The sequence below is a fragment of the Oceanobacillus damuensis genome, assembly GCF_001618145.1.
In the GTDB taxonomy this organism is placed as follows: domain Bacteria; phylum Bacillota; class Bacilli; order Bacillales; family Amphibacillaceae; genus Oceanobacillus; species Oceanobacillus damuensis.
This window is the reverse complement of sequence record NZ_KV392042.1, coordinates 21,382-36,115: the sequence shown is the minus strand read 5'-3', so window position 1 is coordinate 36,115 and position 14,734 is coordinate 21,382. Positions and strand designations below refer to the sequence as shown.

Below are 14,734 nucleotides of genomic sequence, written 5' to 3'. Positions count from 1 at the left end.
AGTGTGGGATAGAGATACACGTTCTTTGTCCTGATTGCTAGTCTAAATGATTTTGTTGACGGAACTATAGTTTTTATCTTGATAAGAATAGGTTCTTCTAATCGAGAACCCTTTACTCACTAAATTGTTTTATCAGTTATTACTTAATAACCCCTCTAAAACTATTCTTCAAACTCGACAACTTGTCCAACACCTGGAATTTGGCTATATTCATCAGTGAAAGTTTCATCCTATTAAAGTCTTCGAATGTTACAACCTCTGTATGCGCTGCCTTGTTTCTAATCGAATGAATGGTTCTCCATTCTCGTAAGAAGTCTTTATAATTAGTTATACCCATATTAGCCCAGTCATTGTCTCTTATATTATATTTTGCTATAGTCATAGATTTACCTAATTCAAGAGGTTGCCATGAACCATATCGATTCCTGTTTAAGTCTACCGGTGGAGTATTCGCATTTTTCCTTGAGAAATTCGGAGTTACGAGAGCACGTACTCCTGGTTGGACTTTATTATAGTATTCAGGCAGGTCAATGGCATGGGATTTTCGCACCCAGTGTACAAATGAATTATTAATTTCTTGTTCAAACATTTTAGCTAAACAAATAGCACTAGCCGAGTAGTCATCTTCCGGATTATTATTATTAAGGAAACTTGCAACCTCTAACCCAGTGATTAGAAACTGCCAGGTGTGCTGGTCTAACCACTCCCTTTTTATTGGTAAGTTTCCAAATCCATCTGTGGTTGATTATGTTTAGATAGTTTTAAAAAAACTGCAAGTGTAATATTCAACTCCTCAATCGTTGTGAATAAATGATGGTTCTCCATTTCCTCCATATTTACGTCTTCTAAATCAATTTTCAATTCTTCCAGACTTTTAATAACGCGATCGATACTCATCCTTTTTTGTTCTGTGGCAATTTTCTTTATTGTTCGTTCATTGTAATCTCTACTATCTGGCACGAGGAAACTCAAAACATCCGATAGTGCACGAGCCATGCTTTCCACTAGATCGGAACTCCCTTTTTCATCACAAAGATCCAACTCATCCTTATCCAATAAATCGTAAAGAATCTCCTGTCTTTTTTCTAGAGAAAGATTGGGGAGCTCTTTATATGCATTCATCTGATAGGATATTCCTGTTAATCTACTAAATTGCCTCTCTAACTCGTTCGCAGATGTTTTATAGTAACGGAATGAGGATAACCTTGTATCATGCGTAACCACAATTGCAGGTAACAATTCTGGTTCAATGTTCAAACTGTTTGCTAAAGCAAAGGCTGAATAGCTTGCATCTTCCTTATACATTTCCTCATATGTAGTCACCATATCACGGACATCTTGATAAAAAGGTCTTTTTCCTACTAAGGATAATTTTTTCGGAGAATCTACTAAACCGAAAAATACTAGATGTTCTCCAGAGCTATAGTGCAAGTTTTGAAATTGTTTTTGTAAAATAGCATGAAAATTATGATGAACTAATGGATCATGGATAATAAAAGCAAAAACACTATATTCTTTTAGGGAATCTAATGCAAGCTCCATTTCAATACTTTGAAAAATATTAGGTCTTTTCGCTACATCCACACTGTCAGCAATGTATTTTAGTACGGTATAGCTTGATAATGGTACCCCCACCTAAAGCCCTCCTTTTACTCGTATTCTTTCTAATAACTTTTGCTCCATCCAAGAAATTAACTCTTCTTTATTCATCTCTTTTACTAGTTTTCTAGTACTATTTCTGTTTGCTTCAAATAATTCCCTCTTCAATTCGGATATTCCCTTCCCATTCTTGAGAAGGAATTCAGCCATTTGATGGGTATCTTTCAGTACTAGTTGTAGTTCCCACTTTCCTGTTTGAGATTCAGCGATTAAATCTGGATCTACGTTATTCCATTTCATTAATTTCCAATCATAATTCAACTTCATATCTTGAATGAAGTGTTGCTTCAGCACCATGAACCAACATGCATTGTAATGTCCAAAGAAAGTAACAACAGGAGTCTTCTTCCCATGCCCATCACAACTTGAAATAGTTCTAACACCTGCTGCACTTAATGCTTTTACAAAAAGGGCTACTCCAGTTTCTAAAGAAATCGTCCTAATCTTTGGCCCATACATTCCTTTACTAAAATACTTCCAACTACGCCAACCACCATTTCCCCCAGCCTCATGATTCTTTGCAGGATACCACAGGATTTTTTCATATTTCTGATTATCAATATGTTCTGATGTGATCATTATTTTATTATCAGAAAAAGTTGCTTGTATATTTAGTTTTTCTAGCATTTCCTTCAGTTCGACTTCATCCCGAGAATGACTCCCTTTTCCTAACTTTAAGTAACCATTTTCCTTGCTGATGAAAAAGCCTCGCATTTTTAGTGCTGTTTGTATGTTAGTCATTGGAGTGCCTCCTAATTAACTATTTCTTCTATCCAATGAGGTCATGGTATTAGACTAGAAGTTGTATTTTAAGCACATATTAACATAATAGTTTCAATATCTGCTAAAATATTCTGATAAAGTCACTCGTCTTCTGTGACTTTATGTAAATGATTTATATTAATATTATAGAACAAAAACTTGACGGTGAAATCTAATGAGTTATATTGTTACTTTTATTGTAATCATATTTTCACTTGGCTATCTTGGAACTTTAAAAAGGTCTCGAATCGTCCCCGTGCTCATTCGTGCTCACTTATAAGCACTATTCTCATGTAATTAAGGAACTGCGGGAGGAAGAGGAGATAAAAGCAATTAATACTTTTGAGGATTTTTAAGCTTAGAGACTAACTCTGAGCTTACATATATCATTATTCAATAAAAGCACCCTATTGTTGAAAATTAATTTTTTTGTATAGTATCGTTGTACTACGCAGCAAAAGATTTTGTGATAATTAAGTTCTTCTTCACCTAAAGTTAGTTGAGTAATAATTTTAATTAGGGATATCTGTAATGTATTTAACACTCCTGTTTTTTCCAAAATAAAAAACACCCTATATGAGCGTTCTTGGATATTTATTTCTTCATCTTATTACCTGCAACTGCTGCCACTGCAATAGTAAGAGCTGCTGCACCTACTTTAAATACTTTATTATTTTGAATATTATATAATGTATCCTTTATAAGCATAGTCCTTCTTATATCCTTAATTTCACCCATCATCCAAGCCTTATCACTATCTGACAAATCTCCTTTTTGTAACATTGAATAAAGATTATTTTTTTCCTCTATTAGATCATCCATTAATTTATCATATGAATGATTTAAATTATCGAGATACATCTTAGATAGCTCCGTAAAGTTTGGAATTTTACTAACCAAACTTTCTAAAGCTTCCGCAGGTAGCTTAGATAAATTCTGTATTAATTCTTCGAACTTTTCTATATCAACTATTTCATTAGCATCTTCTACACCAAGTTTATCCAAGACCTTTATAATCTTCATTAAATTTTTCTCATCTTCATTGGCCAATTAGATTTCTCCCCCTTATTAAATATTCATATTAGAATATTCTCCTTGAGTAACAACATCCCTGCTCATTAGTAAAAAAAATCACAATATTATAAATCCTCACACTAAAATTATACCAGAAAATAACAGATTGTGTCTCTAATTTTACCGAAATTATTCCAAGCGTTATTGCACAGTAATAGGATTAAGGGGTCAGTCCCCCACTTCGCTATCGTTTTAGCGTGTGGGGGACTGACCCTTTATTCCGAGGTGAAATCCAGTTGAACAATAAAAAGTACTGGCTTTTTTATCAGACCAGGATGGTACTTTAATTCAATAAGAAGAAGAGTGGCTCTACTCTTCTTCTTTTCCTTGAGATTAATTTATTTAACTGGTCCTTTTGTAATCTCAGTCAGTTTAGAATTGATGGCAAAGATTTTTGCCCTTATTAATGCTTTTCGCTAAATCAGAAAATGCCTCTGCCATTTCATCTCCGAAGGGTCCATTCATTTTGAAATCCACTTGCAGTACGTAGATCATAGTCATTCTCCCTTACTTTGTAGTCGTTGTAAAATACAATTCTCCCAAAATTTCCTTCACTGTATAACTATTTGGTGAAAGCTCTCTTTTGACGAAAGCGTTGATATCTGACTGTTCAACATCATACATTACTTCAATTTCTTTTGAGAAAAGGAGCTTTTCTTCTTCAAGTAAAGCTGATAATGCCGGTTGTTGTTTCGGGGCAGGTTTTTCACCTAGAATTTGCGTTAATCCATCGACATAATATTCGAAAGGGCGACCACCAACAATCTTAACCCCTTTATTTTCTTCATTAACCATGATAAATAGTAGGGAACCCTCTAGCACCAAGTTGTCTTGTTAGCACAAAGTCTTCGTTTAGTAAATCATAACCGGTTTGCTCATCAGCTTTTTTTACAATTACCTTACCATCCAGTCCCATTTCATTGACGATTTCTACTAATACAGCCGCTTCCCCAATGTTTTTATTGAAAGCAAATAGAACTTCTCTGGCACGATGCAGGTATTCAAATGCTTTTTCCTCACCATGATGTTTTTGAATTATTTTATGGACACGAGATGGTGGAAAAGATGACTGAACTGGATTGTCAATCATAAGTGAACCATCAATCGGCATTCGAGAATGTTCGCCTACTTCTCTCCAGTGACCTGCAACATCAGCGGGTCCGTTGATGCCGTTAGCAGGATCGATAGGACCACCATGCCATTTTTCTAATAAACCACCCATGACGGTTTTGAAGTTGAAGTAGTGTCCATACTGCTTCATAAAACGACGAAGTGTTGGTTCTATTGCCCAGCAATGTGAGCAAATTGGATCGGTAACATAATATAAATCAATTTTTTTACTTGGTTGGTTCAAATCGATTACCTCCACTTCATCTTCACCCGCAACGCCACATACACCTTTTTCTAAATCACAAATCATATTATTATTGTTTTTCAATTCAATTTCCTCATTTCTATGGAACAATCGAGGAAAAAGCGAAACCCTAATCCCTCGCCTTAAATCATTTCTTTAAATGATTATCTAATTGTTTTCAATGCAGTAGACCAAGCAACGACCTCATTTAACATGGTTTGAACGGTTTCTTCATGAAACGGTGCTGGCTTGAAAGTTCTCATGTCTTCAAAATCTGTGAATAGACTTAGGGCAGGTTGAGTTCCTACTGTTGCGACTTTCGGTACAGTCAAAATTAATCGCAAATTATTAGCTGCTGTCACCCCTAGCGTAGAACCATAACTTACAATACCAGCTGCTTTATTGTTCCACTCGACATATAAGTAATCAATCGCATCTTTTAAACCGGATGTAACGGCTTTGTTGTATTCAGGAGTTACGAAAACAAACCCATCAAGTTCACTAATTTTTTCAGACCAAACTTTCGCTTCCGCTGCTTGATAATCCTGTGACATAATAGCAGGAATAGGTTCATTAAATTTTGGCAGGTTGTACTCTTTAATATCTACCAATTTTAATCATATCTTTTCCTCCTAAAATTTTTTTAATAAAACATCTTATTTGCTTTATAATTAAATATTAAGTCATACTAAAGAGGATTAATACCAATAGTTCTGGCAATTTGTTGTTTATACAACAGATTGAAGAATATGTTTAAAAAATAGGTGGAAGAAAAAGTGACGCAACCAAAGACGGACCCTCGAGTTCTTCGTACGCGTAAATTAATTATGAATTCTTTCATTGAACTTTCAGGAAAAAAGGAATTCAAGGATATTACGATAAAAGATATTACTACAGAAGCCATGATTAATCGGGCAACTTTTTATTATCATTTTGAAGATATCTATGACTTACTAGAAAAGGTCTTATCAGAAGTATTGTTAGTCAATTTGAATTATGATACTTACGAGAATGATGAACTAAATGAAGAAGCTTTTGTTCGTATCTTTACAGCGATTACAAATTTTCAAAAGTCATTATCCAATCGTTGCCATCGAGGCTATGAAGATACAATTGGACGAATAATTCGGGAACAGCTCGAAATCATTTTTTACAAAATGTTGCTAAAACAAAATAGAAGAGAGCATGATGAATCACTAAAAATTACTTCGGTTATATTAAGCTGAGGCATTTACGGAGCTTCTGTAGAATGGAAAAGAAATGGGATGAAGGTACCTATGGAAGAATTTATAAAATCCGCAATCCCCTTTTTAATGTCCGGGATTGGTTTTGGCTCTAAAATCTTTCAATCGGGGTCTGACCCTTTTTATCCCTTGATGTAATAAGAAACGAATCCAAAAAGCTTGGATTCGTTTCCCCTTTAACAAAATCATTCATTTATTCCAATTGAAACAAATTTTGATTCTAAATACTCAACTATACCGTGTCCTCCTTCTATACCTATTCCACTCTCTTTAACTCCTCCAAATGGGCCTTCTGGTACAAAAGGATACGGGTCATTAACTCCAACAATTCCATAATCTAATTTTTCCATAACCCTATAAATTCTTGAAATATCATTCGTAAACATGTACGAGCCCAAACCATAGATTGAATCATTTGCTTTTTGAATCACTTCGTCTTCTTCTGAAAAGCGAATCATAGGGGCAACGGGACCAAATGTTTCTTCATAATAAATATCCATTTCTTCATTAACATCTGTTAAAACAGTTGGACTGTAAAAGTTTCCGTTTGCAAACTCACCTTCTGTAAGGCGGTTTCCTCCGTGTAATATCTTTGCACCTTTTTTAACTGCATCTTCTACTTGTTGTTCTACTTTCTCAATCGCTCTTTGGTTGATCAACGGACCTACATCAGTATCCTCCTTTAATCCATCCGCTACTTTTAAACGATTAACAAGTTCTACATAACGTTCACTAAATTCGTTGAAAATTTTATCATGAACATATAACCTATTAATGGATGTACACTGTTGACCTGCACAGTTAAATTTAATCCTTATAGCTCCTTCTAATGCTTTATCTAAATCTGCATCTTCAAACACAATATAAGGTGCATGGCCCCCAAGTTCCATTGATACTCTTTTAACGGTATCTGCAGACTGTCTTATTAGTTGTTTCCCAACTTCTGTTGAACCAGTAAATGAAACTTTCTTCACTCTTTTATCTTGCATGGCAGTTCCCACAATTTCATCAGCATCCCCAATAAGAAGGTTAACAACACCTGGTGGGAAACCAACTTCATCAAAAATCTTGAATAGTTCGATGGAGCTTAGTGGAGCGGACTTCGACGGTCGAAGTATTACCGTACAGCCTGCCGCTAATGCTGGCGCCAACTTTCTTGCCGCCATCGAGAGTGGAAAATTCCATGGGGCAATAGCTAAAACTACTCCAACCGGTTGCATGATATGCAAAAGCCTCTTTCCTCTTTTTGGAGAGGGGATTGTCTCTCCATATACTCTTCTTGCCTCTTCTGCAAACCACTTAAAAAATGCAACAGTACTATCAACCTCGTATCTGGCACTTTCAATCGGTTTTCCATTTTCCATTGTTATAGTTTCAGCAAGTAATTCCCTTTTAGCTTCAATCTTTTCTATAGCTTTATATATATAAGCAGTTCTCTCTAAAGCTGTTAATTGTGCCCATTCTAAAAAAGCACCACTAGCAGCATTAATGGCTTCCTCGGTTTCTATCGTGCCAACAGTAGAGACACTATCAATAACTTCACCATTCGAAGGATTTTCTATAGCTACTTTATTATCTGTTGTTATCCACTGATTATTAATGTACACTTTACAGCACTCTCATTTCCATTTAATATTTGTATTATGTTTGTCAATTGTCCATGGGTAAACTATTAGAGGTAAAAGACGATAGAGATTATAATAGATGTATATCGCGAATATGATTTTTCCAAACCATTCACAGGTAATCTTAAATCATATTCGCGACCTCTCTCTATTAAACTTCAATAAAATTTTTACTGTATTACATAGAGTATATCTTTTACTTTCTTTAAATAAATCAATCATATTGAGCATCTGGCCAAACTCTTAATTTCTTTTCTTCTTTTAGAGGATGACAAGAACAGTTATGGTGAATAACATTATGATCATGGCCTGGTATGATCATCGCATCATGTCCTTTTTGGAGCAATTTCAGTTTGTTAACGGACGTTCTCCACTTATCCCGGTCTAGGTCTAACATAGACCCCATCCCAGTTTCATAACTATCCGCTACATACAATGAATCTGAAGATAAAATAATCGTACCGCTATGTTCCAGTTCAACCATCAATCCCATGGTTCCCCATGTATGACCAGGGAGACTAATGGATCGTATACCTTTTAAGATTTCTTGATCTCCATACAACGGTGTATACTTTAACCTACTCACACTGTAATCACTCGATAAAAAGAAATTCCATGCATTTTTCCCATCTGCTTCTAGATTAGCGACTCCTTTTAATTCTTCTTCATGGACTAAAATTTTGGCATCTGTCCCTGCAAAAAGACGTGCGTTTCCAGCGTGATCGGTATGGAGGTGACTTAAAAATACATACTTGAAATCCGATGGATCGAGATTCAATTGCTTCAAACGAGATTCAAAAAACTCCTCATCCGTTGTTCCTGTATAGTCGGAAGTCTCTTGCCATTCTTTAGGCCACTCATCTTGCCAACCTCTATACATAGATGCATCGAATAATATCTTGCCATCCGGGTGATCAATTACATAGGTAAATGAAGGACACATATACCAATCTCTTTTTTTATCCTTGTTATTCACTGTCATTTTTCCTCCGGCAATCAAAGCATCCCTATCCAATCCTATCGCACCATGTTGCAACGTTTTTATAGAAATTTTACTCAATGTCACTACCCCTTTCATAATTGTGGTACTTCGAATTTATCTTTGCTCATTACAAGGTTTCACACTGTATGAATTCATAATATTCTTGTTTTTTAAATCGCAATAGTATATTTTGAATTTGTCAGAATTCCCTAGTTTGCTAGAGATGATGCTCGAGGTAAACTGTATTCACATTACTACAAACTAGTTGTTTTCTCCGGTGCCTTGTCAAATTCGAGTTCCGTAAATCCTCTCTTCTCTAATTCTTTGTTGTAATTTCCCATTCCACCCATATAGAATCTTAACGAGAATGGTTTTCCTGGAACGTTCACCCCATAGATCCAAGACTGTGCTTCATGGAAGAGAGTACCTTTTGATGTTTCCATACATAAATCATACCAAGCATCTACTGTCTCTTTCGATGGTTCCGCCGTTTTTAGATCGTTATCGATTAAATGTTTGATAAGATCAATTGCCCATCCTAATTCGGCTTCAATTGCTGGTGGATTATTCGTGAATGAACTCAGTGGAGCCCGTGACATGAAGAAATTTGGAAAACCAGATTCCATCACTCCTAGATATGCTCTTGAGCCATCTTTCCACTGATCTTTTAGATTGACGCCATTCCGTCCAATAATATCGAACCTTTTATAATTCCCATCCATCGCGTCAAATCCAGTAGCGAAGATAATTACATCTAGTTCATGGAAACCTTCTTCTGTACGAATACCTTTCTCCGTAACTTCTACGATTGGATGAGCTTTAATATCCGCAAGTGTGACGTTATCACGATTAAATGTAGCATAGTAACCGTTGTCAGCTGCAGGTCGTCTCGCATAAGGTTCTGTAGGTGTCAACTTTCTAGCAGTTTCAGGATCTTTGACGATTTCACTGATTTTTTTCTTAATAAAATTTGCGGCTGCATCATTTGCTTCTCTATTGAAAGAAAGATCATTAAATACATGACTGAAAAATCGGAACCCATTCCCTTTATTCCATGCATCCTCAAAGATTTTTTCACGCTCCTCATCAGATACATCCATTGCGCTGATTTCTGCATCAGGATAACCAAAGGCTGTAACAGAGTTGTGTACCATATCCCAGAGTTCATCGTAATTTGCCTTAATCTCAGCGATTTCTTCCTCTGTTTGTTTCCGATAGCCTAATGGTACGGTGTATTGCGGTGTACGCTGAAATACAGTCAAGTGTTCTACATCAGGAGCAATTTCAGTGATTAACTGAATTCCAGTAGAACCCGTTCCAATGACACCAACTTTTTCCCCCTTATATTCTGCATCGTCTGGCCATTCCGCAGTATGATAGTATTCACCTTGGAAGTTATCAATCCCTGGAAGGTCTGGTTTATGAACGGCTGCTAAGAGCCCTAATCCATTAACTAGAAACCTTGCAGTAAACGTTTCCATTTTATTGGTTGTCACTTCCCAATGAGCTTCTTTTTCATTGAATTCTACTTTAATAACTTCTGTATACAGGCTAAATTCATCTTTTATATCCCAACGTTCTACAACATGTGTTAAATACTTTAGAACTTCCTTCTGTTTTAGATAGTTATGTGTCCAAGTATAATCTTGTAATAATTCTTTATCGAAAGAAAATCGATAAGCGAAACTTTCCGTATCCGATAACGCTCCTGGGTAACGATTCCAATACCAAGTACCTCCGACATGTCCTCCTTTTTCAAAAGCACGGACATCTAGATTAAGTTCGTTTTTTAAACGGTGTACTGCATAAATGCCACTAAATCCCCCACCAATGACAATTGCATCAAAATCCAACTTTTCACTTAAACGACTCATTTATCAATCTCCTCCTAATTAAATAGTTTTTTCTAAGCTAATTTCTCCCCTGCTCTACGACACATTCCATTACTTTTTTTAATCACCCCCTTAATCTTTCTATTAACCTTTCATCCGAACGACGACTTTCCCACTTACCTTTTTAGAAGCCAATTCTAATCCTTTAATCACATCCTTAAAGTTTACTTTTTCTGCAATTAATCGGTCAAACGGATACTCTGGCTCCGATGCAAGCTCCAATAATTTCTCATAGTTTTTTCTTGTAATACCATAGCTGCCATCTATAGTTATTTCACCGCGAACAACTTGACTCATCTGTAGTGAAAAATCAGCATGATTAATACCCACTAATACCATCTGCCCGCCTCTTTTCAAGAGTTTAATGCTCTCTCGGGGAACACTTGGATGTCCTGAGCTGTCAATGACAACATCGTACCCTGAGAAAGATTCTTCAATTATTTCCTTTGAGTCTACGTATACTCGTTGTGCACCAATTTTCTTCGCCAAATTCAGTCTATCTCCATCTTCTCTTGTTCCCAAAACATCTACCTGTTTATTTCCTCCTCCTACCAATATTGCCAGAGCCCCCAAACCTATTGGACCTGGCCCGACTACTAATATTTTCTTATTAGTATAATCATTCACTTTTAAAATAGCGGTATAGCTAACAGCTAGTGCCTCGGAAATTGCTGCCACCTCATCTGTAATTGCCTCATCAATGATAATACAATTATTGATGTCGGCAATCATAAATTTCGCTAATCCGCCTGCCTTTCTGAAACCATACTGCAATGCATCAGTAGGAGTTTTGTTTAATTGAAATGTTCCACTATCACAGCGATTTGTTTCTCCATTTTTACAAAAACTACATTTTCCACAACCGGTATAAGGGTCGATAACAATCCGCTTAGAAATGCAGCCTTTATTTTTGAGGTTGCCAACATCGATAATCTTACCGGTAACTTCATGACCTAAAACTAAGGGATAGGTTATCCACTCATAGCCTCCATGACCCTCATACATGTGTAAGTCACTACCACAAATTCCAACTGCATGCACCTCTATTAAACATTCATTTTCACTTAGTTCCGGTAAGACTTCCTCGACAAAAGAAACATCGTGTTTTTCCTTTGAATTTTTAACGAATGCTATGTTTTCCATGACTTTTGATCCCCCAACATTTTCCACATGCTACCACGCTATTGTGATTTTGGATAACAGTTCAACTATTTCTTAAATGTCGACGTACTTAAAGCAACTAGATTACCAGCTTCATCTTTTACTCTACACTCGATGATACATGTGCTTTTCAATTGATGAATAACCGTTGATTCCGCTATCACAGAACCTGAAACTACTGAGTCAATAAAACGTACTTCAAGCTGGATGGTAGAGACTCTTTCTGCACCTATACTCCTTGCGGCCATCCCCATAGATGTATCAATTAATGACATGATTGCTCCACCATGGAGAATACCTTGAATATTTTTTAATTGGGATTCAAGATAAAGTTTAATTACCGCGGTACCTTCTTGTAAATCAACCAGTTTGAAATTCATAAAATTCCAAAATCCGCTCTCATGAAAATCCCTTATAATCTGTTCCCGATTCATTACGATCACCTTACACATTCAAGTTTTCAACTATCGTTGAGATTCCAAGTCCTCCAGCAATACAGAGCGTCACTAGACCGTATTTTTTACCTGTTCGTTCTAATTCATGGATTAATTTTGTCATTAAAATTGCTCCGGTTGCTCCAATTGGATGGCCGAGTGCGATTGCCCCTCCGTTTGGATTCACTTTTTCAAGCGGAATATCTAGATCACGTATACAAGCTATCGATTGTGCAGCAAAAGCCTCATTCAATTCGACAACATCGATATCATTCATGTTCAGATTTGCCTGCTTTAACGCCTTCTGTGTTGCATACACAGGACCAAGCCCCATTGTACGCGGATCACATCCCACCGCTGCCTGACTGATGATTTCCACTTTTGGTTTAAAGCCATGGTTGAATGCATATTCTTTCCCCATTACTACTAAAGCCGCAGCCGCGTCGTTTCTTCCACTTGAATTTCCCGCAGTGACCGTTCCGCCCTTTTTGAAAACTGGACTTAACGTACTTAGCTTTTCCAAAGAGGTCAAGCGAGGATGCTCATCTTGAGCAAAAACTACAGTCCTTTTTCGTTCTTTCACGATATAAGGAGTAATTTGACTATTAAAATAGCCTTTCTCAATCGCGTGATGGGCCCTTTCCTGACTTAATTGAGCGAATTCATCTTGCTCTTCTCTGCTGATTTGATACTTCTCAGCTAATGTCTCAGCCGTTCCACCCATTGTGTCAATCTGATACATAGAGGTTGGCTGTGATCCTGGCTGACTCGCAACGTTCGGATCCCGCATTTCTACATTACCGGACCCGACTCCAAATCGAACATTGTTTACATAAAATGGGGCGGTGCTCATCGATTCGACTCCACCAGCAATAATCACATCACTTAGCCCGGCAATAATCTGTTGGGCAGCGTTGTTAACTGTCTGCAAACCAGATCCGCATTGTCGATGTACCGTGTAACTCGGTATTTCAATAGGATATTCTGCTAATAATGAAGCTACCCTTGCTACATTTGAAAGATCTGCTGTTTGTTTGGCCTGGCCTAAAATGACTTCATCAATCATTTCATAGGTAATCCCTGATCTCTCAAATAAGTCCTTCAGAACAGTCGCCGCCAGTTTATCTGCCGTTTCATTAATTAACGTACCACCTAATTTTCCAACAGCTGTACGAACACTATCTACAATTACAACCCCAGTCAATAGACTTCCTCACCTTTCAACTGTACAGTAAAATTTGCTTCTGTATTTTCCTTTACTTCTTCCAGTGTTACTCCTGGCATCAACTCTGTTAAATACAGTTCTTCATTTTTCACTCTAAAAACAGCATAATCCGTTACAATCATATCTACTGGTCGTGTAGAAGTAAGTGGAAATTCACATTGTTTCTTAATCTTGATTTGATTCTTCTTTGTCAAGTGAGTCATGGCCACAACAATTTTTTTGGCTCCGACGAGCAAATCCATCGCCCCTCCGACTCCAATGATATTCTTCCCAGGGATCGCCCAGTTGGCAATTTTTCCAGTTTCATCAACTTGCAGCGCCCCTAAGACTGCAACATCCACGTGACCACCACGAATCATGGCAAATGACTCCGCACTATTAAAGTAAGATGAGTTCTTTGTTTCTGCTATTGGCAACTTACCAGCATTAACGATATTTGGATCAATATTATCCTCTTCTACATCATCGATTCCAAGCATGCCGTTCTCCGTGTGTAAAAACACTTCCGGATTATCCAAATACTGTGGCACTAGTGTTGGAATACCGATACCAAGATTAACGATTAATCTGCCTTCCAATTCTTCCGCTACTCGCTTTGCAATCAATTCATTTCTAGACAATTTCACGTTCAACTGGAACAACTCCCTCCTTGGTGAGAATGTACCTCGATTGTACAATCGCATCGACAAATAGATGCGGCGTTACAATCTCTTCAGGATCGAGCTCACCATCTTCTACAATATGCTCTACTTCAGCTATTACATATTTAGCTGCCGTTGCCATTAATGGGTTGAAATTTCGTGCAGTCTTGTAATATACCAGATTTCCAGCCTGATCCGCTTTATACGCCTTGATAAAAGCGACATCCCCTTTTATAGCTGGCTCAAAAACATATTCTTCCCCATAGATTACCCGTATATCTTTCCCCTTTGCAAGGTCAGTCCCCACACTTGTTTTCGTAAAATAACCGCCAATCCCCGCTCCCCCAGCGCGAATCGATTCGGATAAGGTACCTTGTGGCAATAGCTGAAGTTCAATTTCCCCCTTTTGGTAACGTTCACCTACATCGGGATTACTCGTGAAGTAGGAACCAATCCCTTTGCTTATCTTACCTTGATTCAAGACTTTCCCAAGGCCTTTTCCTTTTTCTCCTAAGTTATTACTGACGATACTAAGATCCGAAACATCAATATTTGATAATTCCTCAATTAACGTAAGTGGCGCTCCGATTAAACCAAACCCGCCTACTAAAATCGTCTGGCCGTCTGTTAATTGTTCACGCAATAATTGATTTACATCCTTAATAATTTTTGACATAAACC

General features: G+C 37.1%; 13 protein-coding genes and 2 pseudogenes. 1 reads left to right on the top strand and 14 read right to left on the bottom strand.

Annotation, left to right across the window (positions count from 1 at the left end):
* Positions 1-711: 711 nt before the first annotated feature.
* From A4245_RS00230 to A4245_RS00210, 6 genes and pseudogenes are all read right to left on the bottom strand, one after another.
* Positions 712-1,635, bottom strand: a complete 924-nt coding sequence (locus A4245_RS00230) for a hypothetical protein (protein WP_067724518.1) — start codon at positions 1,633-1,635, stop codon at positions 712-714.
* On the bottom strand, positions 1,636-2,400 hold the full coding sequence (locus A4245_RS00225; RefSeq protein ID WP_067724516.1) for a hypothetical protein: 765 nt from the start codon (positions 2,398-2,400) through the stop codon (positions 1,636-1,638).
* A gap of 615 nt (positions 2,401-3,015) precedes the next feature.
* Complete coding sequence (locus A4245_RS00220) at positions 3,016-3,471, bottom strand: hypothetical protein (protein WP_067724514.1); 456 nt, start codon at positions 3,469-3,471, stop codon at positions 3,016-3,018.
* A gap of 396 nt (positions 3,472-3,867) precedes the next feature.
* The gene (locus tag A4245_RS19475; RefSeq protein ID WP_234402313.1) at positions 3,868-3,990 is read right to left on the bottom strand and encodes a YdhR family protein; all 123 of its coding nucleotides are present in this window, start codon (positions 3,988-3,990) and stop codon (positions 3,868-3,870) included.
* Positions 3,991-4,002: 12 nt separating this feature from the next.
* Positions 4,003-4,915: pseudogene (locus A4245_RS00215) on the bottom strand (DsbA family protein).
* Between the two features lie 98 nt (positions 4,916-5,013).
* The gene (locus tag A4245_RS00210) at positions 5,014-5,460 is read right to left on the bottom strand and encodes an NADPH-dependent FMN reductase (protein WP_084268604.1); all 447 of its coding nucleotides are present in this window, start codon (positions 5,458-5,460) and stop codon (positions 5,014-5,016) included.
* A 165-nt stretch (positions 5,461-5,625) separates the two neighbouring features.
* Between A4245_RS00210 and A4245_RS00205 the strand changes: the two are divergent.
* Positions 5,626-6,231 (top strand): annotated as a pseudogene (locus tag A4245_RS00205) (TetR/AcrR family transcriptional regulator).
* Positions 6,232-6,278: 47 nt separating this feature from the next.
* On the opposite strand, the gene A4245_RS00200 reads toward A4245_RS00205, so the two are convergent.
* From A4245_RS00200 to A4245_RS00165, 8 genes are all read right to left on the bottom strand, one after another.
* Positions 6,279-7,700, bottom strand: coding sequence for an NAD-dependent succinate-semialdehyde dehydrogenase (locus A4245_RS00200; RefSeq protein ID WP_067724512.1), 1,422 nt, complete (start codon positions 7,698-7,700; stop codon positions 6,279-6,281).
* 232 nt (positions 7,701-7,932) lie between these two features.
* On the bottom strand, positions 7,933-8,778 hold the full coding sequence (locus A4245_RS00195) for an N-acyl homoserine lactonase family protein (protein ID WP_067724510.1): 846 nt from the start codon (positions 8,776-8,778) through the stop codon (positions 7,933-7,935).
* A gap of 176 nt (positions 8,779-8,954) precedes the next feature.
* The gene (locus A4245_RS00190; RefSeq protein WP_067724508.1) at positions 8,955-10,574 is read right to left on the bottom strand and encodes a flavin-containing monooxygenase; all 1,620 of its coding nucleotides are present in this window, start codon (positions 10,572-10,574) and stop codon (positions 8,955-8,957) included.
* A 102-nt stretch (positions 10,575-10,676) separates the two neighbouring features.
* On the bottom strand, positions 10,677-11,735 hold the full coding sequence (locus A4245_RS00185) for a zinc-dependent alcohol dehydrogenase (RefSeq protein WP_067724506.1): 1,059 nt from the start codon (positions 11,733-11,735) through the stop codon (positions 10,677-10,679).
* Between the two features lie 65 nt (positions 11,736-11,800).
* Entirely contained in the window at positions 11,801-12,187 is a 387-nt protein-coding gene (locus A4245_RS00180; RefSeq protein ID WP_199860625.1) for a PaaI family thioesterase, read from the bottom strand.
* 10 nt (positions 12,188-12,197) lie between these two features.
* The gene (locus tag A4245_RS00175) at positions 12,198-13,391 is read right to left on the bottom strand and encodes a thiolase family protein (RefSeq protein WP_067724503.1); all 1,194 of its coding nucleotides are present in this window, start codon (positions 13,389-13,391) and stop codon (positions 12,198-12,200) included.
* Positions 13,388-14,044: a 3-oxoacid CoA-transferase subunit B gene (locus tag A4245_RS00170; protein WP_067724501.1), complete on the bottom strand. Its 657-nt coding sequence runs from the start codon at positions 14,042-14,044 to the stop codon at positions 13,388-13,390. The genes A4245_RS00175 and A4245_RS00170 overlap by 4 nt, the downstream gene beginning before the upstream one ends.
* Complete coding sequence (locus tag A4245_RS00165) at positions 14,025-14,729, bottom strand: CoA transferase subunit A (protein ID WP_067724499.1); 705 nt, start codon at positions 14,727-14,729, stop codon at positions 14,025-14,027. Before A4245_RS00165 ends, A4245_RS00170 begins: the two co-directional genes overlap by 20 nt.
* Between the last annotated feature and the right edge of the window lie 5 nt (positions 14,730-14,734).

Excerpts from the sequence above, each read along its gene's own strand:
- A4245_RS00180 (WP_199860625.1), bottom strand. The coding sequence starts at position 12,187 with ATGAATCGGGAACAGATTATAAGGGATTTTCATGAGAGCGGATTTTGG.
- A4245_RS00190 (WP_067724508.1), bottom strand. The coding sequence starts at position 10,574 with ATGAGTCGTTTAAGTGAAAAGTTGGATTTTGATGCAATTGTCATTGGT.
- A4245_RS00165 (WP_067724499.1), bottom strand. The coding sequence starts at position 14,729 with ATGTCAAAAATTATTAAGGATGTAAATCAATTATTGCGTGAACAATTA.
- A4245_RS19475 (WP_234402313.1), bottom strand. The coding sequence starts at position 3,990 with ATGATCTACGTACTGCAAGTGGATTTCAAAATGAATGGACCCTTCGGA.
- A4245_RS00225 (WP_067724516.1), bottom strand. The coding sequence starts at position 2,400 with ATGACTAACATACAAACAGCACTAAAAATGCGAGGCTTTTTCATCAGC.
- A4245_RS00185 (WP_067724506.1), bottom strand. The coding sequence starts at position 11,735 with ATGGAAAACATAGCATTCGTTAAAAATTCAAAGGAAAAACACGATGTT.